This window comes from Streptomyces sp. NPDC096311 (assembly GCF_044763085.1).
GTDB lineage: Bacteria > Actinomycetota > Actinomycetes > Streptomycetales > Streptomycetaceae > Streptomyces.
Genome location: NZ_JBIWFN010000002.1, coordinates 575,355 through 600,883, shown reverse-complemented (window position 1 = coordinate 600,883; position 25,529 = coordinate 575,355). Strand labels below are relative to the sequence as shown.

The following is a 25,529-nucleotide window of genomic DNA, read 5'->3' as shown; positions in this document are numbered from 1 at the left end:
CTCGCGGGCGACGCGCGTGACCTCGTCGGCGAAGGCGGAGAGCTGGTCGACCATGGTGTTGATGGTCGACTTGAGTTCGAGGATCTCGCCCTTCGCCTCGACCGTGATCTTCTTGCCGAGGTCGCCCTGCGCGACGGCCGTGGAGACGAGGGCGATGTTGCGGACCTGCGAGGTCAGGTTGTCCGCCATGAAGTTGACGTTGTCGGTGAGGTCCTTCCAGACGCCGGATACGCCCCTGACCTGGGCCCGCCCGCCGAGGTTGCCTTCGGTGCCGACCTCGCGGGCGACGCGCGTGACCTCGTCGGCGAAGGCGGAGAGCTGGTCGACCATGGTGTTGATGGTCGACTTGAGTTCGAGGATCTCGCCCTTCGCGTCCACCGTGATCTTCTGGCTGAGGTCACCATTGGCCACGGCCGTGGTGACCTGGGCGATGTTGCGGACCTGGGAGGTCAGGTTCGACGCCATGAAGTTGACGTTGTCGGTGAGGTCCTTCCAGACCCCCGAGACGCCCCTGACCTGGGCGCGGCCACCCAGCTGCCCTTCGGTGCCGACCTCGCGGGCCACCCGTGTGACCTCGTCGGCGAAGGCGGACAGCTGGTCGACCATCGTGTTCACGGTGAGCTTCAGTTCGAGCAGCTCACCGGTCGCCTCGACCGTCACCGTACGGGTCAGATCGCCGCGTGCCACCGCCGTGGTCACCAGGGCGATGTCACGGACCTGGGCCGTCAGCCGGGACGCCATCGTGTTGACCGCCTCGGTCACATCGCGCCAACTGCCCGACAGGCCCTGCACCTTGGCGCGCCCGCCGAGACGGCCTTCGGTGCCGACCTCGCGCGCGACCCGGGTCACCTCGCCCGTGAAGAGGGAGAGCTGATCGACCATCTTGTTGACGGCGCGCCCCAACCTCCGCAGATCTCCCCTGAGCTGACGGTTGCCGTCGTGCAGGTCGACCCGCTGGGTGAGGTCGCCGCCGGCCACCGCGTCCAGGACGCGCGTCGCGTTCGCGGCGGGTGCCACCAGGGCGTCGAGCAACTGGTTCACGTCATTGACGCGGGTCGTCCAACTGCCCTGGCCCGGGCTCGCCGACAGCCGCTCGTCGAGCCGTCCGTGCCGGACCAGCTCCCGTCGTACCCGCTGCACTTCCGTGTTGAAGTGGGTGCTGCGGTCGATGATCTGGTTGAACGCCGCGCTCAGGTCGGCCACCAGGCCGTGCCCCGTCTCCGGCACCTTGGTGAAGTCACCGTCCCGTGCGGCGGTCATCGCGGCGAGCAGCGGACGCAGATCGGACGCCGGGATCCGGCCGTCGTCGATTGCCCGAATCTGTCCGTCTTCGAGCACACGCGTAGCACTGTTCTCACTCATGGCGGCCCACTTCGGTAACTCGGCGCTTATGGGCGTGGTCAGTCTGTCACTCTGTCCGTGTCGCCTGAGGCGTATTCGTCCGAACTGCTCAGGGAGCCGCACAGTGGGGGCCATTCCGACGCAACGGGAGTCGCAACCGGACTCCATGGCGCTCGCCCCTGGTACGCCCGCGCACTACCGCGTGGGTCAGGAAGCCATGGCGCGCGCCGCGCTGCCGGGCACTCCGCTCGCGCCCGGCGCCGCCCGGCGCATGGTGCGCGAGACGCTCGCCGACTGGGGAGAACTGGCCCTGCCCGGCGCCGAGATCGTCCGCGAGCGCCTCGCCGAGGATGCCGTCCTGGTCGTCAGTGAACTCGTCACCAACGCCGTCGTGCACGCGGGCACCGACGTCGAGCTGCTGTGCCGGCTGGAGATCACCGACGGCGGTGCGGTGGGCGCGGTGGTCGTCGAGGTCTCCGACCACCATCCCTCGCGGGCGGTACGCGAGGAGTCGGCCGAACGGGCTTACGGCACACCGGAGTACGGGCGGGGGCTGCGGTTGGTCGCCTCCCTGTCGGAGGCGTGGGGGATCACGTACCGGACCGGGGTCAAGACCGTGTGGGCGCGGTTGCCTGTGGACGGGGGGCTGAGCGGCGAGGAGGGGCTGGGTGTTCAGGGTGGGTTGGGTGCCGAGGGTGAGTTGGGTGTTGAAGGCGGACTGGGTGTTGAAGGCGGGCTGAGTGTTGAAGATGGGCTGAGTGTCGGTGGTGGGTTGGGCGTTGAGCGTGGGCTGAGTGTGGATGGTGGGTTCGGTGCCGATGGGGGGATGGGTGCCGGGCCGGGGATGACGGGCGCCATGGGACTGTCCGCCGGTTCGGGGTCGGCCGACGGAATCGGACTGCCGGGCGGGACGGGACCGGCTGGAGAGACGGGACTGGTCGGAGAGATCGGGCCGGTCGGCGGGACGTTCGCTGCCGGGCAGCGGCACAGGCCGCGACGGGACGGCGACTGGCTCAACCGCGGCGCTCTCTCCTTCCTCGCCGAGGCCTCCGACCTGCTCGCCGGGCAGCTCGACGAGGACCTCGTCGCCGCGCTCGCCGGGCAGCTCCTCGTGCCGCGGCTCGCCGACTGGTGTGCCGTATGGCTGGAGGACGAGGCGACCGACCGGGCGGGTGGGCTCGGGCTGGCCCTGGGACCCCGGCTCGCCCGCGTCTGGCACGGCAGTGAGAACCGGATCGAGGAGCTGCGGCGGGCCCTGGAGAAGGATCCGCCACGGTTGCCGGACTCGGTGCGGTCCCGGGCGGTGCCGGTGCCCTGGCCGGGGGAGGCGTTAGGCACGGGGCAGGGGCAGGAGCAGGAGCACGGGTACGGGCAGGGTGGCGCGGGCGGGGTGAGCGGGGCGGCGCTCGCGTACCGGCTGATCGCCGGCGGCCGGCCGCTCGGCACCCTCGTCATCGGCCGGGCCGGACTGACCGCCTTCCCCGACGAGATCACCGGGCTCGTCGAGGACCTCAGCCGGCGGATCGCCCTCGCCATCGGCGCGGCCCGCCAGTACGCGCGCCAGGCCACCATCAGCCGGGTCCTCCAGCGCGGCCTGCTGCCCGGCGCGGTCGCCGAGATCCCCGGGGTGCGCAGCGCCCTCGTGTACGAGCCGCTCGACAAGGGCGGACCCAGTGGCGACTTCTACGACCTGTTCCCCGCGGGCGACGGACGCTGGTGCTTCGTCCTCGGGGACGTCCAGGGCAAGGGGCCCGAGGCCGCCGTCGTGATCGGCCTCGCCCGGCCCTGGGTGCGGCTGCTGGCCCGCGAGGGTTACCACGTCGCGGACGTCCTCGACCGCCTCAACCAGCTCCTCCTCGACGACGCGACGGAGGCGGCGGACGCGGCGGCCCGTGCGCTGGTGGCGGCGGGCGGGCCGGGTCTCGGCCCCGACGAGGGTCCGCAGACCCGTTTCCTCTCCATGCTGTACGGCGAGCTGGTGCCCTTCGAGGGCGGCGTACGCTGCACCCTCGCCTCCGCCGGGCACCCGCTGCCGCTGATCCTCGGCCCGGACGGCGACGTACGGGAAGTGGCCGAGCCGCAGACCCTCCTCGGGGTCTTCGAGGACGCGACCTACGTCTCCGAGACTTTCGACCTGTACCCCGGTGACACCGTCCTGTGCGTCACCGACGGGGTGACGGAGCGCCGCAGCGGGCCCCGCCAGTTCGATGACGACGAAGGGCTCGCGGAGGCCCTCGCGGGCTGTACGGGGCTGAGCGCCGAGCTCGTCGCGGAACGGATCCGGCGGCTTGTGCACGAGTTCGGCAGCAAGCCGCCGGAGGACGACCTGGCGTTGCTGGTGCTGCAGGCGGAGTGGACGGAGTAAGGCGGAGTCGGGGGAGCAGGGAGAACAGGGAGAACAGGGCGGGGCGCAGCCCCCTCAGTCCACCAGGTCTCGTACGACCGCGTCCGCCAGCAACCGCCCCCGCAACGTGAGAACCGCCCGCCCCTCGCCGAACGGCCCGGATTCGAGCAACCCCTCCGACCGCGCGCGCCGCGCCGCGGCAAGCCCCTCCGCCCGCAGCAGCGACAACGGACACCCCTCCCGAAGCCGCAGCTCCAGCAGGATCCGCTCCACCCGCCGGTCCTCCTCCGCGAGCAGCTCACGCCCCGCCCCCGGAGACCGCCCCGCGGCCAACGCCCCCGCGTACGCCCCGGGATGCTTCACGTTCCACCACCGCACCCCGCCCACATGACTGTGGGCCCCGGGCCCGGCCCCCCACCAGTCGGCCCCCCGCCAGTACAGCTCGTTGTGAAGGCACCGCCCGGCGGCGGAAGTGGCCCAGTTGGACACCTCGTACCAGTCGAACCCCGCCCCGGAGAGCACCTCGTCGGCGATCAGATACCGGTCGGCGTGCACATCGTCGTCCGTCATCGGCACCTCGCCCCGCCGAATACGACGGGCCAGCTGCGTCCCCTCCTCGACGATCAGCGCGTACGCCGAGACATGGTCGGGCCCGGCACCGAGCGCTGCGTCGAGCGAGGCCCGCCAGTCGTCGTCGGACTCACCTGGCGTGCCGTAGATCAGGTCGAGGTTCACATGCTCGAACCCGACCGCTCGCGCCTCCGCGACACACGCCTCGGGCCGGCCGGGGGTGTGCGTACGGTCGAGCACCTTGAGGACGTGCTGCCGGGCACTCTGCATGCCGAAGGAGATCCGGTTGAACCCTCCGGTCCTGAGCGTCTCCAGATACCGCGGATCAACCGACTCCGGGTTCGCCTCGGTCGTGATCTCCGCGTCGTCCGCGAGCCCGAACTCGTCCCGGATCGCCGCCAGCATCCGTACGAGGTCGTCGGCGGCCAGCAGCGTGGGCGTACCGCCGCCGACGAACACCGTACGGACGGGTCGCGGGTCGTCGCCGAGGACCTTGCGGGCGAGCCGGACCTCGTCGATCAGCGTGTCCGCGTAGTTGTCGCGGGAGGCGAGCACGCCTCCGGTGCCCCGCAGCTCGGTCGCCGTGTAGGTGTTGAAGTCGCAGTAGCCGCAGCGGGTCGCGCAGTACGGCACGTGGAGGTAGAAACCGAGGGGTCGCTCGGCGGCTCCGGCCAGGGCGTGCGCGGGCAGCGCCCCGTCGTCGGGGACGGGCTCGCCGTCGGGAAGTGCGGAAGGCATGCCTTCCATTGTCCCGTACCCGGCCGCATCCCCCTTTCCGGCCACTCACCTGCAGTTTCTCTCTCCCCGCCGGCGGAGGTCCCCGGGGTGGGACGGGTCAGGGCGGCGGGGGCGAGGGAACGTGGTGTCAGTGCGGGGCTGTGACGAAGTCGATGAGTTCTTCGACTCGGCCCAGGAGTTCCGGCTGCAGGTCCTTGTAGGAGTGGACGCGGGACAGGATGTGCTGCCAGGCGGCGCCGGTGTTGTCGGGCCAGCCGAGGGCGCGGCAGACGCCGGTTTTCCAGTCCTGGCCGTGGGGGACCCGGGGCCAGGACCGGATGCCCACGGAGGACGGCTTCACGGCTTCCCAGATGTCGATGTAGGGGTGGCCGAGGACCAGGGCGTGATCGCTCGTGACCGACGCAGCGATACGGGACTCCTTGCTGCCGGGCACCAGGTGGTCGACGAGGACGCCGAGGCGGGCGTCCGGGCCGGGCGAGAAGTCCGCCACGATCGCGGGCAGGTCGTCGACGCCCTCCAGGTACTCGACCACGACGCCCTCGATGCGCAGATCGTCGCCCCAGACCCGTTCGACCAGCTCGGCGTCGTGGCGGCCCTCCACATAGATCCGGCCGGCACGGGCGACCCGGGCCCGCGCGCCGGGGACGGCCACCGAACCGGAGGCCGTGCGGGTGGGACGGGTGGTGGTGGAGGAGGGGCGGGTGAGAGTGACCACCTGGCCCTCGAGGAGGAAGCCGCGCGGTTCCAGGGGGAAGACGCGGTGCTTGCCGAAGCGGTCCTCCAGCGTCACCGTGCCCGCCTCGCAGCGGACCACCGCACCGCAGAAACCGGTCCCCGGCTCCTCGACCACCAGGCCCGGCTCCGCCGGAACCTCCGGCACGGGCTTGGGCTTCTTCCACGGCGGAGTCAGGTCCGGAGAGTACTGGCGCATTCGGATGACGATAGGAGAAGCCCGGCGGCGCTCAACGCGACACGCCGGAATCCGACGCATCGAAACCCGGCGTGGCGAGACCTGGCACGCCGAAACCCGGCACGCCGAAACGCGCGGCCAGCGCGTCCCGCTGGGACCGTACGAATCCGGCGTCCACGACCGCTCCGTGACCTGGCACGTACAGCGCGTCCTCGCCGCCGAGGTCGAGCAACCTGTCGAGGGCCCCGGGCCAGCGCGACGGTACGGCGTCGGGGCCCGCCTGGGGTTCGCCGGACTCCTCGACCAGGTCGCCGCAGAACACCACCGTCGGGTCGCCCGGCACCACGACCACGAGGTCGTGGGCGGTGTGGCCCTCGCCCGTCCGCACCAGCAGGACCTCGACGCCGCCGGCCAGCTCGAGATGCCAGGTGCCCCACACATAGTGCCTGGGACGCACCAGGGTGTCCGCCGCGTCCTCCGCCGCCCGCGCGTCCAGTCCGCCCCGTACCGCGTCCGCGTACAGCTCCTCGCGCCCGTGCTCGTACACCTCGGCCGAGCCGCCCGCGGCGAGGACCTCCGCGCCCGCGAACGCCGCCGCGCCCAGGACATGGTCGAAGTGGGGGTGGGTGAGCGCGAGGAAGGTCACACGGCGGCCGGCGAGCGCCTGCGCCTCCCCGCGCAACCGTGCGCCCTCCGCGAGGCTCGACCCCGGGTCGATGATCAGCGCCCCGCCCTCGCCCACGACCAGTCCGACCGTGCAGTCCCAGACCGGAAGCCGCCGCCGCCCCACCCGCGGTGTCAGCTGCTCCCACCCCGCCTCTTCCCAAGTCACCTTCATACGCCGACGCTAGCGGTGAGGGCGTGGACGGTACGACATCGCGGGCGGGGACGGTGTGACATCACGGGACACGTCGGTGTACGTCGGTGCACCTTGCACAAGATCGCGGGGCCGCCCTTGCCGGGGCCGTACCCACCGGCCGTACACTGGGCCGGGGAATGCTGGCACTCGCATGCGCTGAGTGCCAGGCGGGGCGCCGAGGGGCCGAGAACTGGAGGTGTGCGCGATGCTCAGTGAACGCAGGCTCGAAGTGCTGCGCGCCATCGTCCAGGACTATGTCGGCACCGACGAGCCGGTCGCGGTCGGTTCCAAGGCGCTGACCGAGCGGCACCGGCTGGGAGTGTCCCCGGCCACCGTCCGCAACGACATGGCGGCCCTGGAGGACGAGGGGTACATCGCCCAGCCGCACACCAGCGCCGGGCGGATCCCCACCGACAAGGGCTACCGGCTCTTCGTCGACAAGCTCGCCGGCGTCAAGCCGATGACCGCGCCCGAGCGGCGGGCCATTCAGAACTTCCTGGACGGCGCGGTCGACCTGGACGACGTCGTCGGGCGGACGGTGCGGCTGCTCGCGCAGCTGACCCGGCAGGTCGCCGTCGTGCAGTATCCGTCGCTGACGAGATCGACCGTGCGGCACGTGGAGCTGCTGTCCCTCGCCCCTGCCCGTGTGATGCTCGTGCTGATCACGGACACCGGGCGGGTCGAGCAGCGCATGATCGACTGCCCGGCCCCGTTCGGAGAAACGTCTCTCGCGGATCTGCGGGCCCGGCTCAACAGCAGGGTCGCGGGCCGTCGCTTCGCGGACGTCCCGCAGCTCGTGCAGGACCTCCCGGACGCGTTCGAGGCGGAGGACCGAGGTACGGTCGCGACGGTGCTCTCCACTCTTCTGGAGACGCTCGTCGAGGAGACCGAGGAGCGGCTGATGATCGGCGGGACCGCCAATCTGACGCGCTTCGGACATGACTTCCCTCTCACCATCCGGCCGGTGCTCGAAGCGCTGGAGGAGCAGGTCGTGCTTCTCAAGTTGCTTGGTGAGGCCGGGGATTCGAGCATGACGGTGCGAATCGGTCACGAGAACGCGTATGAGGGACTCAACTCCACGTCCGTGGTCTCGGTCGGCTACGGTTCGGGCGACGAGGCAGTAGCCAAACTCGGCGTGGTCGGCCCGACCCGCATGGATTACCCGGGAACGATGGGAGCGGTACGCGCAGTGGCACGGTACGTCGGACAGATCCTGGCGGAGTCTTAAGTGGCCACGGACTACTACGCCGTACTCGGCGTGCGCCGCGACGCGTCCCAGGACGAGATCAAGAAGGCCTTCCGGCGGCTCGCACGCGAGCTGCACCCGGACGTCAATCCCGATCCGAAGACGCAGGAGCGGTTCAAGGAGATCAACGCCGCGTACGAGGTGTTGTCGGACCCGCAGAAGAAGCAGGTCTACGACCTCGGCGGCGACCCGCTGTCCCAGTCGGGCGGCGGCGGTGCGGGCGGCTTCGGCGCCGGCGGGTTCGGGAACTTCTCGGACATCATGGACGCCTTCTTCGGTACGGCGTCGCAGCGCGGTCCGCGCTCGCGTACGCGGCGTGGCCAGGACGCCATGATCCGGCTCGAGATCGAGCTGGACGAGGCGGCCTTCGGCACGACGAAGGACATCCAGGTCGACACGGCCGTCGTCTGCGCCACCTGCAACGGTGAGGGCGCGGCGCCGGGTACCTCGGCCCAGACCTGTGACATGTGTCGCGGGCGGGGTGAGGTGTCCCAGGTCACGCGGTCCTTCCTCGGGCAGGTCATGACCTCCCGGCCGTGTCCGCAGTGCCAGGGTTTCGGGACCGTCGTCCCGACTCCCTGCCCCGAGTGCGCCGGTGACGGGCGGGTCCGGTCGCGTCGCACGCTGACCGTCAAGATCCCCGCCGGCGTCGACAACGGCACGCGGATCCAGCTCGCGGGCGAGGGCGAGGTCGGGCCCGGTGGCGGTCCCGCCGGTGACCTCTACGTCGAGATCCACGAGCTGCCGCACTCCACCTTCCAGCGGCGCGGGGACGATCTGCACTGCACGGTGACCATTCCGATGACCGCGGCCTCGCTCGGCACCAAGGTGCCGCTGGAGACCCTCGACGGTCTCGAGGAGGTCGACATCCGTCCGGGCACGCAGTCCGGGCAGTCGATTCCGCTGCACGGGCGGGGTGTCACGCATCTGCGGGGCGGTGGCCGCGGTGACCTCATCGTGCACGTCGAGGTGACCACGCCCACGAAGCTCGATCCCGAGCAGGAGCGGTTGCTGCGGGAGCTGGCGCAGCTGCGGGGGGAGGAGCGGCCCACGGGGCAGTTCCAGCCCGGGCAGCAGGGGCTGTTCTCGCGCCTGAAGGACGCGTTCAACGGTCGCTGACGGGTGTTCCTGGGGGCTCCGCCCCCAGGTGCTCGAGCGTCCATCCCGGTGGCCTATGCCAGGCGGAAGGCCCGATTCGGACTTGTTCGGAGGACGTGACAACATGCCGTCATGTCCACCGCACTGACCGATCTCTTCCCTCACCCGATCGTGCAGGCCCCCATGGCGGGCGGCGTCTCCGTCCCGCATCTCGCGGCCGCCGTGTCCGAGGCCGGCGGGCTCGGGTTCCTTGCCGCCGGGTACAAGACCGCCGACGGCATGTACCAGGAGATCAAGCAGTTGCGCGGGCTCACGGGCTGCCCCTTCGGGGTCAATCTGTTCATGCCGCAGCCCGAGTACGCCGACCCCGCCGCGGTCGAGGTCTACGCCCACCAGCTCGCGGGCGAGTCCTCCTGGTACGAGACCGAACTCGGTGAACCGGACAGCGGCCGTGACGACGGCTACGACGCCAAGCTCGCCGTCCTCCTCGACAACCCGGTGCCGGTGGTCTCGTTCCACTTCGGCATCCCGAGCACCGACGTCCTGGACTCCCTGCGCCGCGCCGGCACCCTCACCGTGATCACCGCGACCACCGCCGAGGAGGCCCTCGCCGTCCAGCGGGCCGGCGCCGACGCGGTCATCGTGCAGGGCGTGGAGGCGGGCGGCCACCAGGGCACCCACCGCGACAACCCGGAGACGGACGGCACGGGTATAGGGCTGCTGTCGCTGATCGCGCAGGTCCGCGAGACCGTGGACATCCCGGTCATCGCCGCCGGCGGCATCATGCGCGGCAGCCAGATAGCCGCGGCGCTCGCCGCGGGCGCGAACGCGGCACAGCTCGGCACCGCGTTCCTCGCCACCCCGGAGTCCGGCGCCAACGCCGTGCACAAGCAGGCGCTGACCAACCCACTGTTCGTACGGACGGAGCTGACGCGCGCGTTCTCCGGGCGGCCGGCGCGTGGCCTGGTGAACCGCTTCATGCGCGAGCACGGCCCGTACGCGCCCGCCGCGTACCCCGAGGTCCACCACCTCACCTCCCCGCTGCGCAAGGCGGCCGCCAAGGCGGGCGACGCGCAGGGCATGGCGCTGTGGGCCGGGCAGGGGCACCGCATGGCGCGGGAGCTGCCCGCCGGGCAGCTGGTGGAGGTGCTGAGCGCGGAGCTCGCGGCGGCCAGGACAGCGTTGTCGGCCGCCGGGGAAGCGGGGGGTGAGGTCCGATGACGGCACCGGTGTTCGTGGTCGAGCACTTCGAGGCGGGCAGCGCCGGACGGTACGTGCTCGACGGCCCGGAGGGGCGCCACGCCGTCTCCGTGAAGCGACTGCGGACCGGCGAGGACGTCGTCCTCACCGACGGGGCCGGGCGTTGGTCGGACTGCGTGGTGCTGGGCACCGAGGGCAAGGACCGGCTGATCGTCCAGATGGACTCCTACAGCGAGGAGCCCGCGGAGGAGCCCCGCATCACCGTCGTCCAGGCGCTCCCCAAGGGCGACCGGGGCGAGGTGGCCGTGGAGACGATGACCGAGACCGGCGTCGACGCGATCATCCCCTGGGCCGCGTCCCGCTGCATCACGCAGTGGAAGGGCGACCGGGGTCTGAAGGCGCTCGCCAAGTGGCGGGCCACGGCCCGGGAGGCCGGCAAGCAGTCGCGCCGGGTGCGCTTCCCGGAGGTCGCGGACGCGGCGACGACCAAACAGGTTGCCGCACTTCTGGCCAGTGCCGACTTCGCGGCGGTGCTGCACGAGGACACGGAGGTCGGCACCGATCCGTTCGTGACGGCCGAACTCCCCACCTCGGGCGAGATCGTGCTGGTGGTCGGCCCGGAGGGCGGGATCTCCCCCGAGGAGATCGAGTTGTTCACCGGGGCGGGCGCGAAGACGTGCCACCTGGGGCGTACCGTGCTGCGTACATCGACCGCCGGGACGGTGGCGACCGCGCTGCTGATGGCGCGCACCGGCCGCTGGTCCTGACCTCGCGCGCGCACGGGGGACGCTTTGGAACTCGCCCAAGTACGGCTGCTCGTCTCGGACTTCCCGGTCTGCTACCACTTCTACGCCGAGGTCCTCGGCCTCAAGCCCCAGTCGGGCGCGACCGAGGGACCGTACGAGAAGTTCAGTCCCACCGCCGGTTCGGCGGGCATCGCGCTCCAGGACCGCGCGATGATGGCCCGGATACTCGGTGAACTGGGCGACTCGGCGAGCGGCCACCGCTCGCTGGTGGTCCTGCGCGTCGACGACCTCGACTCCTACTGCGAGGCCATCACCTCGCGCGGCGCCGTCCTCGTGCACGGCCCGGACTTCATGACGGACCGGATGCGGGTCGCCCACCTCAAGGACCCCGAGGGCAATCTGGTGGAACTTCAGGAGTGGCTCCTCCTGCGGACCTGACAGAGTTTCACGCATATGCGTTCGACGGAGGCGCACGCAGGTGTGTAGTGGCCGCATGAGGTCTACCGCGACGCCCGTGACAGTGGCACTCTGCCGTCTATGGGGGCATTGATGCGTATTCGACGACAGGCGAGGCGACTGGTGACGGGCCGTCGGGGACCGATGGTCGCCGGGCTCGCCGTGGTGAGCGCCTTCGGGGTGGCCGCGTGCGAACCGGTCGGCGGGCTGAGCGCCTCCGCGGTGGCGTACACGACCGACCGGGCCGGGACCGCGGAGCTGCAGCGGCAGCACGTCGACGTGCAGTACCTGAGCTGCACCGGGTCCTACGGCGGCGGGACCGGCGGGAACAGGGCCTACACCCCGGGGCGCACACCGTCGGCCTCGAGTTCCACACCCTCCGTGGTGGAGGTGGACTGCCGGGGGCGGACCAAGGACCGGCGGGAGATCACCATCACCGGGAAGGTCACCCGCGAGGTCGAGGGCAAGTGCGTCCGCGGGGATCTGACGGCCAAGGTCGGCGGCAAGCAGTGGTTCCATGTGAACGTACTGGGCAACTGCAACGCCCCGAGCACGCCCTCGTACACGCCTCCCACCTACGGCGCGCCCACCTACCACCGTCCGGGCCCCACCACCACCGTCACGGTGACGAAGACCATGTGGTGCAAGGGCGATCCCACCTGCTGGCCCTCCCAGGGCAAGTGATCCAAACCCCTGTCGGGCCGAGCTGTCCCTGCATAGGGTGATCGGGTGACTCAGTCTGCATCGTCCGCGTCGTCGGTATCGCCCGCGTATCTCCGGTTTCCGCATCTGCACGGCGAGCTGGTCGCCTTCACCGCCGAGGACGACGTCTGGGTCGCCCCCCTCGACGGCGGCGGTCGCGCCTGGCGGGTCAGCGCCGACAACATGCCGGTGAACCATCCCCGCATCTCCCCGGACGGTACGACCGTCGCCTGGACGTCGACCCGCGACGGAGCGCCCGAGGTGCACGCCGCGCCGCTGGAGGGCGGACCGTCCACGCGGCTGACGTACTGGGGGAGTTCGAGGACCCAGGTGCGCGGCTGGACCCCGGACGGGCAGGTGCTCGCGCTCAGCACCCAGGGCCAGGCCAGCCTGCGCCGCAGCTGGGCCCGGGCCGTCCCGCTCGACGGGGGCCCCGCGACCACCCTCCCGTACGGTCCGGTCGGCGATGTGGTCCACGGCGATCAGGGTGTGCTGCTGCTGTCCGCTCCCATGGGGCGCGAGGCCGCCTGGTGGAAGCGGTACCGGGGTGGCACGGCGGGCAAGTTGTGGATCGACAGGGCCGGCGGCGACGGGGAAGCGGCGGGCGAGTTCGTACGGCTGCACGAGGACCTGGACGGGAACCTCGAATACCCCCTGTGGGTGGGGGAGCGTGTCGCCTTCCTGTCCGACCACGAGGGTGTCGGAGCGCTCTACTCCTCCCTCGCCGACGGATCCGACCTGCGCCGCCACACGCCGGGTGGGGGCACCTCCCGCTCGAGCGAAGCCGAGAGTGGGGGAGGCTTCTACGCCCGGCACGCGGCGACCGACGGCGCCCGGGTCGTGTACGCGTCCGCCGGTGAACTGTGGCTCCTCGACGACCTGGACGGCGCCGAGCCGCGCCGGCTCGACGTGCGGCTCGGCGGACAGCGCGTCGACCAGCAGCCGCACCTCGTGAGCGCCTCCCGCTGGTTCTCGGCCGCCGCCCCCGACCACACCGGACGCGGCAGCGCGGTCTCCGTGCGCGGCGCCGTCCACTGGGTCACGCACCGCTCCGGACCGGCCCGCGCGCTCGCCGCCCGGCCCGGTGTGCGCGCCCGGCTGCCCCGCGCCTTCCGGGTGGAGGGCGAGGAGTACGTGGTGTGGGTGACGGACGCGGCGGGCGACGACGCGCTGGAGTTCGCCCCGGCGACCGGTCTCGCGCCCGGAGCGACCCCGCGCAGGCTCGCCGCCGGACAGCTGGGACGGGTCCTCGGGCTCGCCATGGCGCCCGACGGCAGCCGCGCCGCCGTCGCCTCGCACGACGGACGGGTGCTGCTCGTCGAGCGGGAGACCGGAGAGGTGCGGGAGGTCGACCGGAGCGAGGACGGCGAGGTCTCCGGGCTGGTCTTCTCGCCGGACTCCGCCTGGCTCGCCTGGTCGCACCCCGGCCCGCGCCCGCTGCGCCAGCTCAAGCTGGCCAACACCGCCGACCTGTCGGTGACCGAGGCGACGCCGCTGCGCTTCCGCGACTACGCACCCGCGTTCACGCTCGACGGCAAGCACCTCGCCTTCCTCTCGGCCCGCTCCTTCGACCCCGTCTACGACGAACACGTCTTCGACCTCGCGTTCGTCGGGGGCTCCCGGCCGCATCTGATCACCCTGGCCGCGACCACCCCGTCCCCCTTCGGACCGCAGCGCCACGGCCGCCCCTTCGAGGCACCCGACAAGGACGAGACCCCCGACAGCGAGGGCGCCCCCACCACCCGTATCGACCTCGACGGACTCGCCGACCGGATCGTCCCGTTCCCCGTCGAGGCGGCCCGCTACTCGACCCTGCGCGCCGCCAAGGACGGGCTGCTGTGGCTGCGCCACCCGGTCGTCGGAGTCCTCGGTGCCTCCCGCGCCACCCCGGACGACCCGGACCCGAAGACCGAACTGGAGCGGTACGACCTCGCCCAGCAGCGCGTCGAGCATCTCGCCGCGGACGCCGACCACTTCGCCGTCAGCGGCGACGGCAAACGTGTCCTGCTGTGGACCGACGGCAAGCTCAAGGTCGTCCCCAGCGACCGCCGCGCCTCGAACGACGACGAGAGCGACACGAACATCACCGTCGACCTCTCCCGAGTCCGCCAGACCGTCGACCCGGCCGCGGAGTGGCGGCAGATGTACGACGAGACCGGCCGCCTCATGCGCGACAACTTCTGGCGGCCCGACCTGGGCGGGGTCGACTGGGAGGGCGTACTGGACCGCTACCGGCCGGTGCTCGAACGGATCGCCACCCACGACGACCTCGTCGACCTGCTGTGGGAGGTGCAGGGCGAGCTCGGCACCTCGCACGCGTACGTGACCCCGCGCGGCGGCTGGGGTGGCGGCGACCGGGCGCAGGGACTGCTCGGCGCGGACATCTCCCGTCACGAGGACGGCAGTTGGCGCATCGACCGGATCCTCCCCTCGGAGACGTCCGACCCGGACGCGCGGGCGCCGCTCGCCGCGCCCGGCGTCGCGGTGCGCGCGGGGGACGCGATCGTCGCGGTCGCCGGGCAGCCGGTGGACCCGGTGGCCGGACCCGGGCCGCTGCTCGTCGGCACCGCGGGCAAGCCGGTCGAGCTGACCGTCTCCCCGTCGGGCGGCGGCGAGCCGCGGCACGCCGTGGTCGTCCCGCTCGCCGACGAGGAGCCGCTGCGCTACCACGCCTGGGTCGCCGACCGGCGCGCCTACGTCCACGAGAAGTCCGGCGGACGGCTCGGCTATCTCCATGTGCCCGACATGCAGGCGCCCGGCTGGGCCCAGATCCACCGCGACCTGCGGATCGAGGTGGCCAGGGAGGGGCTGGTCGTGGACGTCCGGGAGAACCGCGGCGGCCACACCTCCCAGTTGGTCGTGGAGAAGCTCGCGCGGCGGATCGTGGGCTGGGACCTGCCGCGCGGGATGCGGCCGTACAGCTATCCGGAGGACGCGCCGCGCGGACCGGTCGTCGCCGTCGCCAACGAGTTCTCCGGCTCGGACGGCGACATCGTCAACGCGGCGATCAAGGCGCTGGGCATCGGGCCGGTCGTCGGGACGCGGACGTGGGGCGGGGTCGTCGGCATCGACAGCCGGTACCGGCTCGTCGACGGCACCCTCGTCACCCAGCCCAAGTACGCGTTCTGGCTGGACGGTTACGGGTGGGGCGTGGAGAACCACGGTGTCGACCCGGACGTCGAGGTCGTCCAGGCGCCGCAGGACTACGCGGCCGGGCGCGACGCGCAGCTCGACGAGGCGATCCGGATCGCGCTGGCCGCGCTCGCGGAGAACCCCGCCAAGGCGGCACCGGCGCTGCCGGAGCTCTGATCCGGCCACACGCCCGCGCCCACTGGGGCCGATACGATGCACGACGTAATGATCAGACGGCGTGAGGAGGCACACGCATGTCGCGAGAAGAAGACGGCGCACCGCAGGACGACTGTCTGTTCTGCAAGATCGTCGCGGGGCACGTTCCCGCGAATGTCGTCCGGGAGACCGACACGACCGTCGCCTTCCGCGACATAAACCCCCAGGCGCCCACGCACATCCTGGTCATCCCCAAGGTGCACCACCCGGACGCGGCCTCCCTCGCCGCCGCCGAGCCCGCCATCGCCGCGGACCTGCTGCGCGAGGCCGGCGAGGTGGCGTCCGAGGAGAAGCTGGAGAGCTACCGCATCGTGTTCAACACGGGCGGCGGCGCGGGCCAGACCGTCTTCCACGCGCACGCCCACCTCCTGGGCGGCCGTGGCATGCAGTGGCCGCCGGGGTAACCGACCTTGTCCGTACGTGAACTTGTGGTCCTCGGCACCGCCAGCCAGGTCCCCACCCGGCACCGCAACCACAACGGCTATCTGCTGCGCTGGGACGGGGAGGGCCTGCTCTTCGACCCCGGTGAGGGCACCCAGCGGCAGATGCTGCGGACCGGAGTGGCCGCGCACGACCTGCACCGGATCTGCGTCACCCACTTCCACGGCGACCACTCCCTCGGACTCGCCGGGGTGATCCAGCGCATCAACCTCGACCGTGTCCCGCACGAGGTGACCGCGCACTACCCGCGCTCCGGGCAGCGCTTCTTCGACCGGCTGCGGTACGCGACGGCCTACCGCGAGACCGTCGAGCTGACCGAGGCACCGGTCGAGGCGGACGGGGTACTCGTGACCACCTCCTCGTACACCCTGGAGGCCCGCAGGCTCTCCCACCCCGTGGAGTCCTTCGGCTACCGGCTGGTCGAGCCGGACGGCCGGCGGATACTGCCCGAGCTGCTCGCGGAGCACGGGATCAAGGGGCCGGACGTGGGGCGGATCCAGCGCGAGGGCGCGCTCGGCGGGGTCTCGCTCGACGACGTGAGCGAGGTGCGGCGCGGACAGCGGTTCGCGTTCGTCATGGACACGCGGCTGTGCGCGGGCGTGGACGCCCTCGCCGAGGGCTGCGACCTCCTCGTCATCGAGTCGACGTTCCTGGACGGTGATCACCAACTTGCCGTCGACCACGGTCACCTGACGGCTGGTCAGGCGGGCAGGGTGGCGCGGGACGCGGGCGTACGGCATCTCGTGCTCACGCACTTCAGCCAGCGATATTCCGAACCGGACGAGTTCGAGCGGCAGGCCCGGGCCGCCGGGTTCGAGGGGGAGCTGACCGTGGCGCACGATCTGGTGAGGGTGCCGGTGCCGAAGCGGCGATGAGTCGTCGTCGTACGAGTCGACGAGGCGTCATCGCACGAGATCGTCGGTACACACCCGTACGATATTTCGATGCCCCTCCCCAAAGCAGAACTGCACCTCCACATCGAAGGCACCCTCGAACCCGAGCTGGCCTTCGAGCTCGCCGCGCGCAACGGCGTCACGCTCCCTTACGCGGACACCGAGGAACTGCGCAAGGCGTATCTCTTCGACGACCTCCAGTCGTTCCTGAACCTGTACTACGAGCTCATGGCCGTCCTGCGGACCGAGCAGGACTTCGCCGACCTCGCCGACGCCTACCTCGCACGGGCCGCCGCGCAGGGCGTGCGGCACGCGGAGATCTTCTTCGACCCGCAGGCCCACATCGCCCGGGGCATCGGTATGGGGACGGTCGTCGAGGGGCTGCACCGCGCGCTCTCCCGCAGCGAGGAGACGCACGGCGTCTCCACCCAGCTGATCATGTGCTTCCTGCGCGACGAGTCCGCCGAGTCGGCGCTCGCGACCCTGGAGGCCGCGAAGCCCTACCTCGACCGGATCGTCGGCATCGGCCTCGACTCCGCCGAGGTCGGGCACCCGCCGGTCAAGTTCCGTGAGGTCTACGAGGCCGCCGCCGCGCTCGGCCTGCGGCGCGTCGCCCACGCGGGCGAGGAGGGGCCGCCGGAGTACATCACCGAGGCACTGGACGTGCTCGGCGTCGAGCGTATCGACCACGGGCTGCGCTGCATGGAGGACCCCGAGCTGGTCGAGCGGCTCGTACGGGACCGGGTGCCGCTGACGCTCTGCCCGCTGTCGAACGTACGGCTGCGCGCCGTGGACGTCCTGGAGGACCACCCGCTGCCCGCGATGCTGGACGCCGGGCTGCTGTGCACGGTCAACTCCGACGACCCCGCGTACTTCGGCGGGTACATCGGTGACACCTTCCACGCCGTGCACGAGGCGCTGGGGCTGGACCGGGAGCGGATGCGGGAACTGGCGCGCAACTCGTTCGTGGCGTCCTTCCTGGAGCACGACGAGGAGCGGCGGGCGCGCTACCTCGCCGAGGTCGAGGCGTACGAGTTCGGGTAGGCGCGGCGGGACTACCTGCTTGCGGGCCCCGGTCCGGCCGCCGCACCCGCGGTCGCCTGCCGGGGTCCTGCCGTGTCGTACGCCGTCCGGGGCGCCGGGACGGCGTCCAGCGGGATCTCCACGACCGGGTGCTCCTGCGGGAGCGGCGCGGGGCGCCGGGTGCGCAGGGCCACGGCCGTCATCGGGCCGGTGATCAGGAGCAGGCCGAGGGCCAGGATCACGCCCATCGCCGGGTATCCGACCCGCGCGGAGAGGAGACTGCCCGCGAGGGGACCGCATGCCGTGCCGAGCGAGGAGGCGGAGCCGACGAGGACCGCCCACCGGCCGCGCTGGTCCAGGGACGCGGCGAGGCCGATGACGTAGGAGAGCACGACCGGGTAGACCGTGTTCCAGGCGATCTCGCCCGTCGCGAACGACGTCAGGTCGGTGGCCGCCGCGCTGAGCGCGATGCATCCGGCGATCAGGGCCGTGCCCGCGCCGATCGGCAGGGCCCGGCCCAGGCGCTGGCCGAGTGCGCCCGCGCCGATCACCCCGAGCAGCCCCGCGCCGAGCGCCACCGCGAAGACCGCGCCGACGGTCACCTCCGTCAGCCCCGCCTGCTGCAGACCGATCCGGCCGCTGACACCCCAGAGTGAATTCTGCGCGAGGGACCAGCAGAGCATCGCGGCGGCGAGGACGAGTCCGGCACGGCGGTGGGGGAGCGGAGTGGTGGCGCGCAGGGCGCGGCCGGCCGGGGTGTGGGGGGCCTCGGGGGCCCCGGCGGCGGGGAGCCGGCGGGTCACGGGCAGTGCGAGCAGCGCGGTGACGGCGATCGCGGCGAGGGGGTGGCCGTGGCCCGGGCCCAGGTGGGGGATCGTCAGATACAGCGCGCCCGCGAGGGCGGAGACGCCCAGCAGGCCCAGGGTGGTGGTGCGGTGGGGGTCGCGCTGGCCGGCGATCCCGGTGGCGGCGACGCTGGTGATCGTGCCGGAACCGAGACCGCCGACGATCGCGCCGAGGACGACCAGGGGGATGGTCGTCGTGACGGCGGCGGTGCCGTAGCCGGCGGCGGCCAGGAGCAGGCCTGCGCGGGCGAGCCCGCGAGGGCCGAGTCGGTCCACCCGGGACGCGAGCAGGAAGCCCGCCGTCGCCGAACTCAGCAGCAGGGCGCTGCCGATGGAACCGGCCTCGGTGGTGGACAGGGGCAGACCCGCGCTCAGCCGGCCGACGGTGGTCGGGAGCAGGTACGGGGCGAGGTACCCGGCCGTGAAAAGGGCGACGAGGGGCCAGGGTGTGGTGGTGCGGGCGGACACGGGCGTTCCCAGGGCATGCGAAAGAGCGGCTCGGTAAGGGGGGTTGAGCGGCTGTCGACGGACAGGAACGCGCGGGCAATTTGTATCAAGCGGGTGGGGGTACGACGTAGGCGGGGAGGTGTGATCCGGGTCACGTTCTGTTTGCGGGGGGAAGGGCGGGGTAGGCGCCGGATTTTCTCCCGGCCGTTCATCGGTCAGCTCCGGCACCGACCGGCGCCGTGCCGTGTGCCGTTTGGTGCACACTGGCCTGAATCCGCACCACCTCAGGGAGCGCACCGTGATCGAGACCAACGGAGAGCGACCGTACTGTCACGCTCACGTCGACCCGCTCGCCGGTCTGCGCACCCCTCAGGACCCGCCGTGGGACGTCTACCTCACCGGCACCGTCTTCCTCGACATCATCTTCACCGGGCTCGACACCGCACCGGTGCGCGGCACCGAGTCCTGGGCGCGCGGGATGGGGTCGAGCCCCGGCGGCGTCGCCAACATGGCGACCGCGCTCGCCCGCCTCGGCCTCAAGACCTCCCTGGCGGCGGCCTTCGGGGACGACCACTACGGGGAGTACTGCTGGGACGCCCTGGAACAGGGCGAGGGCATCGACCTCGCCCCGTCGCGCACCGTGCCCGACTGGCACTCGCCGGTCACCGTGTCGATGGCGTACGAGGGCGAGCGGACGATGGTCAGCCACGGGCACGAGCCGCCGCCGGAGGAGCCGGCGCCGGAACACGCCCCCCGCGCGCGTGCCGCCGTCGCCTCGCTGACGCCCGGCACGCGCGCGCACTGGATCGCCGAGTCCGCGCGTGCGGGCACCCGGATCTTCGCGGACGTCGGCTGGGACGACACCGGGCGTTGGGACCTGGCCGGGCTCGCGGACCTGGAGCACTGCGAGGCGTTCCTGCCGAACGCGGACGAGGCGATGCGGTACACGGGGGCGGACTGTCCGCGGGCCGCCGCGCACGCGCTGAGCGAGTACGTGCCGCTGGCCGTCGTCACCCTCGGTGCCGAGGGCGCGTACGCCGTGGACGGCCGTACCGGGGAGACCGCCGAGGTCCCCGCGATCGCCGTGGAGGCCCTCGATCCCACCGGTGCCGGTGACGTCTTCGTCGCCGGATTCGTGATGGGCACCCTCGCCGACTGGCCGCTCGCCGACCGGCTCGCCTTCGCCGGGCTGACCGCCGCGCTCTCCGTCCAGGAGTTCGGCGGCTCCCTCTCGGCGCCCGGCTGGGCCGAGATCGCGGCGTGGTGGCGCCGGGTCCAGTCCGTCGACGACCAGGAACCGGCCGCGCTGCGCCGGTACGCCTTCCTGGAGAGCCTGCTCCCGGAGGTGACCCGCCCGTGGCCGCTGCGGCGGGCGGTCCCGACCATCGGCTTCCGCCGGTCGGCCTGACGCTCCCCGCCCGGCCCCCGAACCCGCGCCGAAAAGCCCTACGGCACTGTCACCCCACCGTCGTACCCTTGGAACCGCAAGGCTGCCCCCGTGGCAAGCGTGCCGATCAAGGAGGAAAAGCAGGCCTACAGAGCCGGCCCATGACTCAGACACCCACAGCTCACAGCCCCGTTTCGGGGCAGGCACGAGCGCATTTCACCGTCCCGGCCAAGCACCCCATGGTGACCGTGCTGGGTTCTGGAGACGCGCTGCTTCGCGTGATCGAGAAGGCCTTCCCGGCGGCCGACATCCACGTCCGGGGCAATGAGATCAGTGCGGTCGGCGACGCCGGTGAAGTCGCTCTCGTCCAGCGCCTGTTCGACGAGATGATGCTGGTGCTCCGCACGGGGCAGCCGATGACGGAGGACGCAGTGGAACGCTCGATCGCCATGCTCAGGGCGAGCGAGAACGGGGAGGGCGACGGTCAGGAAACCCCTGCCGAAGTGCTCACGCAGAACATCCTGTCCTCGCGCGGCCGCACCATCCGACCCAAGACGCTCAACCAGAAGCGGTACGTCGACGCCATCGACAAGCACACCATCGTCTTCGGTATCGGCCCCGCCGGTACCGGCAAGACGTACCTCGCCATGGCGAAGGCCGTACAGGCGCTCCAGTCCAAGCAGGTCAACCGGATCATCCTCACCCGCCCCGCGGTGGAGGCGGGCGAGCGGCTCGGCTTCCTGCCCGGCACGCTCTACGAGAAGATCGACCCCTACCTGCGGCCCCTCTACGACGCGCTGCACGACATGCTCGACCCCGATTCCATCCCGCGGCTCATGGCGGCGGGGACCATCGAGGTCGCGCCGCTCGCCTACATGCGCGGCCGCACGCTGAACGACGCCTTCATCATCCTGGACGAGGCGCAGAACACGAGCGCCGAGCAGATGAAGATGTTCCTCACCCGTCTCGGCTTCGAGTCGAAGATCGTGGTCACGGGCGACGTGACACAGGTCGACCTCCCGAACGGGACGAAGTCGGGTCTGCGCCAGGTCCAGGACATCCTGGAGGGCCTCGACGACGTCCACTTCTCGCGGCTCACGTCCCACGATGTCGTACGGCACAAGCTGGTCGGCCGTATCGTCGACGCGTACGAGAAGTACGACAGCGAGAACGGCACCGAGAACGGCTCCCACAAGAGCCGCGGCAAAGCCGGCCACAAGGGGAAGTAGACAAGCGAGCACCATGTCGATCGACGTCAACAACGAGTCCGGAACCGAGGTCGACGAGCAGGCGATCCTCGACATCGCCCGCTACGCGCTCGCGCGGATGCGCATCCACCCGCTCTCCGAACTCTCGGTGATCGTCGTGGACGCCGACGCCATGGAGCAGCTCCACATCCAGTGGATGGACCTTCCGGGGCCCACCGACGTGATGTCGTTCCCCATGGACGAGCTGCGGCCGCCGTCCAAGGACGAGGACGAGCCCCCGCAGGGACTCCTCGGTGACATCGTCCTGTGCCCGGAGGTCGCCGAGCGGCAGGGCAAGGAAGCTCCCACACAGCACTCCATGGACGAGGAACTGCACCTCCTCACCGTCCATGGAGTGCTGCACCTGCTCGGCTACGACCACGAGGAGGCGGACGAGAAGGCCGAGATGTTCGGTCTGCAGGCCGCCATCGTGGACGGCTGGCGCGCGGAGAAGGGCATGACGGGCCCCTCGCCGGCCCCGACCGTTTCATGAGTCCCCAGCTCGTCCTCGGCGCCATCGCGCTGGTCGTCGTCGCCTGGCTCGCCGCCTGCGCGGAGGCGGGCCTCGCGCGTGTCTCCAGCTTCCGCGCGGAGGAGGCCGTACGGTCCGGGCGGCGCGGCAGCGCCAAGCTCGCCCAGGTCGCCGCCGACCCGACCCGCTATCTGAACGTGGCCCTGCTGGTGCGCGTGGCCTGCGAGATGGCCGCCGCCGCGCTCGTCACGTACGCCTGTCTGAAGGAGTTCGACGAGACCTGGGAGGCCCTCGTCGTCGCCATCGGGGTCATGGTCCTCGTCTCCTACGTCGCCGTGGGCGTCTCGCCCCGCACCATCGGCCGCCAGCACCCGCTGAACACGGCGACGGCGGCCTCGTACGTCCTGCTGCCGCTGGCCAGGATCATGGGCCCGATCCCGTCCCTCCTCATCCTCATCGGCAACGCGCTGACGCCCGGCAAGGGCTTCAGGCGCGGTCCGTTCGCCTCCGAGGCCGAGCTGCGCGCGCTGGTCGACCTCGCCGAGAAGGAGTCCCTGATCGAGGACGAGGAGCGCCGCATGGTGCACTCCGTCTTCGAGCTGGGCGACACCCTCGTACGCGAGGTGATGGTGCCGAGGACCGACCTCGTCGTCATCGAGCGGTACAAGACCATCCGCCAGGCCCTCACCCTGGCGTTGAGGTCCGGCTTCTCGCGCATCCCTGTCACGGGGGAGAGCGAGGACGACGTCGTCGGGATCGTGTACCTGAAGGACCTGGCCCGCAAGACGCACATCAGCCGCGAGGCCGAGTCCGAGCTCGTGTCCACGGCCATGCGGCCCGCGACCTTCGTGCCCGACACCAAGAACGCGGGCGACCTGCTGCGCGAGATGCAGCAGGAGCGCAACCACGTCGCCGTCGTCATCGACGAGTACGGCGGCACGGCCGGCATCGTCACCATCGAGGACATCCTCGAGGAGATCGTCGGGGAGATCACCGACGAGTACGACCGTGAGCTGCCGCCCGTGCAGGAGCTCGGCGACGACAGCTACCGGGTGACCGCCCGTCTCGACATCGGCGACCTCGGCGAGCTGTACGGCTTCGAGGCGTACGACGACGAGGACGTGGAGACGGTCGGCGGACTGCTGGCGAAGGCGCTCGGGCGGGTTCCGATCGCCGGTGCCTCCTCGGTGGTCGAGCTGCCCGACGGGCGCGAGCTGCGGCTGACGGCGGAGGCCGCGGCCGGCCGCCGGAACAAGATCGTCACCGTGCTCGTCGAGCCGGTCGGCCCGGTGGACCCGGAGCCGTCCGAGGAGGAGAAGAAGCCCGAGTGAAACCGCAGCAGTTGCGTGCGTTCTGCCTGTCCTTCAACGCGGCCGTCGAGGACTTCCCCTTCAGCCCCGAGATCTCGGTCTTCAAGGTGCTGGGCAAGCTCTTCGCGCTGACATGGCTGGACGCGCGCCCGCTCACGGTCAACCTCAAGTGCGACCCGGAGGACGCGATCCGGCTGCGCGGCGAGCACCCGGGGCTGATCGTCCCGGGCTATCACATGAACAAGCGGCACTGGAACACGGTGACGGTCGACGGCGAGCTCCCGGACCGTCTGGTCCGGGAGCTCGTCGAGGACTCCTACGATCTCGTCGTCGCCGGTCTACCGAAGGCCGAGCGCCTCCGCCTCGACCGGGCGTGAGCGGTCGCGGCCCAGCCCGGCCGCGACCAGCACCGCCGCCGCCAGCACGATCACCGCGTCCAGGACGAGGACCGTGTGGACGCCGGCCAGCAGGTCGCTCGACGTCGTCGCCAGGACACCCAGCAGCGGGATGCCGATCGTGATGCCGACCTGCTGGGTGGAGGTCACCAGACCCGTGGCCAGCCCCTGCTCCTCGTCGGGAACGCCCGAGGTCACCGTCAGGCCGTACGAGATGATCGCGCCCAGGTGGCACATGCTGGCCAGCGAGATCGCGGCCGTGGCGAGCCAGACCGACCACGTGTGGGCGTTCAGCAGCACCAGCCCCGCCACGAACAGGCCCTGACCGGCGAGCGAGCCGACCAGCGTACGGCGGGCGCCGAAGCGGCCGATGACCTTCGGGGCGTACACCCCGGCGACGGCGGACATGACGCCCTGGACCCCGAAGACCAGCCCCGTCTCGAACGCGGACAGGCCGAGGGTCTCCTGCAGGTACAGCGTCAGCACGAAGACGACCGTCGACATCATCGAGAAGGTGACCAGACCGCCCAGGTTGCCCCACGCCACCGTGCGGCGGCGCAGCATGGGGAGGCTGACGAGCGGAGCGTGGGCGCGGGACTCGATGTACACGAAGGCGGCGAGCAGGAGCACACCCGCGGCGAGGGTCACGATGACGTCCGCGCCGCCGAAACCGCGCTCGGCGGCCGTCGACAGGGCGTAGATCAGGGCCAGCAGGCCGCCGGTGACGGTGACCGCGCCGGGGATGTCCAGGCGCGGGCGGTCGGGGGTGCGGGACTCGGGCAGCAGGCCCGGGGCCAGCGGCAGCACGATCAGCGCGAAGACCGACAGCAGGCCCATCGTCGAGCGCCAGCTCAGTACGTCGGTCAGGACGCCGCCGGCCACCATGCCGACCGTGAAGCCGAGGGAGAGGAGCGTGCCGGAGATGCCGAGCGCACGGTCGCGCGCCGGGCCCTCGGGGAACGTCGTCGTCAGCAGCGACATGCCCGTCGGCACGATCGCCGCCGCGCCGAGGCCCTGCAAGGCCCGGCCCGTCAGGAACGACGCCGGGTCCCAGGCGAAGGTCGCCAGCAGCGAGGCCGTACCGAAGAGGGCGAGGCCGGCCAGGAAGAGCCTGCGGCGGCCGTACAGGTCACCGATGCGGCCGAAGAGGAGCAGGAAGCCGCCGGACGGCAGGGCGAAGGCGGTGACCGCCCACTGCAGCGCGGACTGGCTCATGCCCAGGTCCTTGCCGAGCACGGGCAGCGCCACGTTCAGTACGGAGAAGTCGAGCGCGACCATGAACTGCGCGGCGCACAGCACGAAGAGGACGAGTTTGTCGCGGGTCGACAGCCGGGTGCCGAGCGGGGAGTGGGCAGTTGGGGAAGCGGATGTGGTTTCGGTGGTGTCGATCGCCATGGCAAGAGCGTGCGGCCGCCGGAATATCCGTGGGGAGCGGGAACTTATGCTGGTGGTCGCACCACCAGTCACCAACAGGGGGATTCACACGTGACGGAGGACGTGCTCAGGACCCA

The 25,529-nt window shown here is 71.6% G+C and carries 22 protein-coding genes; 16 read left to right on the top strand and 6 right to left on the bottom strand.

All coding sequences use genetic code 11. The features are described from left to right. Positions 1-1,260: HAMP domain-containing protein (locus ACIRA5_RS07340; RefSeq protein WP_382005999.1), on the bottom strand; the 1,260-nt coding region annotated here is incomplete at its 3' end. A gap of 205 nt (positions 1,261-1,465) precedes the next feature. On the opposite strand from ACIRA5_RS07340, the gene ACIRA5_RS07335 reads away from it, so the two are divergent. Next, positions 1,466-3,706 carry a SpoIIE family protein phosphatase gene (locus tag ACIRA5_RS07335; RefSeq protein ID WP_403688245.1) on the top strand — a complete coding sequence of 747 codons (2,241 nt, stop codon included), beginning with the start codon at positions 1,466-1,468 and terminating at the stop codon, positions 3,704-3,706. A gap of 54 nt (positions 3,707-3,760) precedes the next feature. On the opposite strand, the gene hemW is transcribed toward ACIRA5_RS07335, so the two are convergent. The 3 genes from hemW to ACIRA5_RS07320 all read right to left on the bottom strand — a co-directional run bounded on the left by hemW (position 3,761) and on the right by ACIRA5_RS07320 (position 6,741). Next, entirely contained in the window at positions 3,761-4,993 is a 1,233-nt protein-coding gene (gene hemW, locus ACIRA5_RS07330; protein ID WP_403688242.1) for a radical SAM family heme chaperone HemW, read from the bottom strand. A 127-nt stretch (positions 4,994-5,120) separates the two neighbouring features. Beyond that, complete coding sequence (locus tag ACIRA5_RS07325) at positions 5,121-5,924, bottom strand: DUF3097 domain-containing protein (protein WP_403688239.1); 804 nt, start codon at positions 5,922-5,924, stop codon at positions 5,121-5,123. Positions 5,925-5,955: 31 nt separating this feature from the next. Continuing rightward, a complete protein-coding gene (locus tag ACIRA5_RS07320; protein ID WP_403688237.1) occupies positions 5,956-6,741 on the bottom strand; it encodes an MBL fold metallo-hydrolase in 786 nt (261 codons plus the stop codon). 226 nt (positions 6,742-6,967) lie between these two features. On the opposite strand from ACIRA5_RS07320, the gene hrcA reads away from it, so the two are divergent. The 10 genes from hrcA (at position 6,968) to ACIRA5_RS07270 (ending at position 17,936) form a co-directional block, all read left to right on the top strand. Continuing rightward, entirely contained in the window at positions 6,968-7,990 is a 1,023-nt protein-coding gene (gene hrcA / locus ACIRA5_RS07315) for a heat-inducible transcriptional repressor HrcA (RefSeq protein ID WP_067369957.1), read from the top strand. Beyond that, positions 7,991-9,127, top strand: coding sequence for a molecular chaperone DnaJ (gene dnaJ / locus ACIRA5_RS07310; protein ID WP_101405225.1), 1,137 nt, complete (start codon positions 7,991-7,993; stop codon positions 9,125-9,127). 111 nt (positions 9,128-9,238) lie between these two features. Further along, entirely contained in the window at positions 9,239-10,327 is a 1,089-nt protein-coding gene (locus tag ACIRA5_RS07305; RefSeq protein WP_403688235.1) for a nitronate monooxygenase, read from the top strand. Continuing rightward, a complete protein-coding gene (locus ACIRA5_RS07300) occupies positions 10,324-11,073 on the top strand; it encodes a 16S rRNA (uracil(1498)-N(3))-methyltransferase (RefSeq protein ID WP_403688234.1) in 750 nt (249 codons plus the stop codon). The genes ACIRA5_RS07305 and ACIRA5_RS07300 overlap by 4 nt, the downstream gene beginning before the upstream one ends. A 24-nt stretch (positions 11,074-11,097) precedes the next feature. After that, on the top strand, positions 11,098-11,490 hold the full coding sequence (locus ACIRA5_RS07295) for a VOC family protein (RefSeq protein WP_403688231.1): 393 nt from the start codon (positions 11,098-11,100) through the stop codon (positions 11,488-11,490). 111 nt (positions 11,491-11,601) lie between these two features. Next, on the top strand, positions 11,602-12,192 hold the full coding sequence (locus tag ACIRA5_RS07290; RefSeq protein WP_403688228.1) for a hypothetical protein: 591 nt from the start codon (positions 11,602-11,604) through the stop codon (positions 12,190-12,192). A 45-nt stretch (positions 12,193-12,237) separates the two neighbouring features. Beyond that, positions 12,238-15,519: a S41 family peptidase gene (locus ACIRA5_RS07285; protein WP_403688226.1), complete on the top strand. Its 3,282-nt coding sequence runs from the start codon at positions 12,238-12,240 to the stop codon at positions 15,517-15,519. A 77-nt stretch (positions 15,520-15,596) separates the two neighbouring features. Beyond that, positions 15,597-15,962 (top strand): histidine triad nucleotide-binding protein, encoded by a 366-nt coding sequence (locus tag ACIRA5_RS07280; RefSeq protein ID WP_403688223.1) that lies wholly within the window; start codon positions 15,597-15,599, stop codon positions 15,960-15,962. Between the two features lie 6 nt (positions 15,963-15,968). Next, positions 15,969-16,874 (top strand): ribonuclease Z, encoded by a 906-nt coding sequence (locus ACIRA5_RS07275; protein ID WP_403688221.1) that lies wholly within the window; start codon positions 15,969-15,971, stop codon positions 16,872-16,874. Positions 16,875-16,943: 69 nt separating this feature from the next. Next, on the top strand, positions 16,944-17,936 hold the full coding sequence (locus ACIRA5_RS07270) for an adenosine deaminase (RefSeq protein ID WP_403688218.1): 993 nt from the start codon (positions 16,944-16,946) through the stop codon (positions 17,934-17,936). 11 nt (positions 17,937-17,947) lie between these two features. Here ACIRA5_RS07270 and ACIRA5_RS07265 read toward each other — a convergent pair whose 3' ends face one another. After that, positions 17,948-19,228 carry an MFS transporter gene (locus ACIRA5_RS07265; RefSeq protein ID WP_403688215.1) on the bottom strand — a complete coding sequence of 427 codons (1,281 nt, stop codon included), beginning with the start codon at positions 19,226-19,228 and terminating at the stop codon, positions 17,948-17,950. Between the two features lie 277 nt (positions 19,229-19,505). Here ACIRA5_RS07265 and ACIRA5_RS07260 point away from each other — a divergent pair, with 277 nt between their 5' ends. The 5 genes from ACIRA5_RS07260 (at position 19,506) to ACIRA5_RS07240 (ending at position 24,000) form a co-directional block, all read left to right on the top strand. Beyond that, entirely contained in the window at positions 19,506-20,615 is a 1,110-nt protein-coding gene (locus ACIRA5_RS07260) for a carbohydrate kinase family protein (RefSeq protein WP_403688213.1), read from the top strand. 140 nt (positions 20,616-20,755) lie between these two features. Beyond that, the gene (locus ACIRA5_RS07255) at positions 20,756-21,823 is read left to right on the top strand and encodes a PhoH family protein (protein WP_403688211.1); all 1,068 of its coding nucleotides are present in this window, start codon (positions 20,756-20,758) and stop codon (positions 21,821-21,823) included. Positions 21,824-21,836: 13 nt separating this feature from the next. Further along, positions 21,837-22,334, top strand: coding sequence for an rRNA maturation RNase YbeY (ybeY, locus tag ACIRA5_RS07250; RefSeq protein ID WP_403688209.1), 498 nt, complete (start codon positions 21,837-21,839; stop codon positions 22,332-22,334). Beyond that, the gene (locus tag ACIRA5_RS07245) at positions 22,331-23,644 is read left to right on the top strand and encodes a hemolysin family protein (RefSeq protein ID WP_403688206.1); all 1,314 of its coding nucleotides are present in this window, start codon (positions 22,331-22,333) and stop codon (positions 23,642-23,644) included. Before ybeY ends, ACIRA5_RS07245 begins: the two co-directional genes overlap by 4 nt. Beyond that, on the top strand, positions 23,641-24,000 hold the full coding sequence (locus ACIRA5_RS07240; protein WP_403688204.1) for an MmcQ/YjbR family DNA-binding protein: 360 nt from the start codon (positions 23,641-23,643) through the stop codon (positions 23,998-24,000). Before ACIRA5_RS07245 ends, ACIRA5_RS07240 begins: the two co-directional genes overlap by 4 nt. Here the strand turns inward: ACIRA5_RS07240 and ACIRA5_RS07235 are convergent. After that, positions 23,962-25,413 carry an MFS transporter gene (locus ACIRA5_RS07235; protein ID WP_403688201.1) on the bottom strand — a complete coding sequence of 484 codons (1,452 nt, stop codon included), beginning with the start codon at positions 25,411-25,413 and terminating at the stop codon, positions 23,962-23,964. The two genes, ACIRA5_RS07240 and ACIRA5_RS07235, sit on opposite strands and share 39 nt — an antisense overlap. Positions 25,414-25,529: the final 116 nt, after the last annotated feature.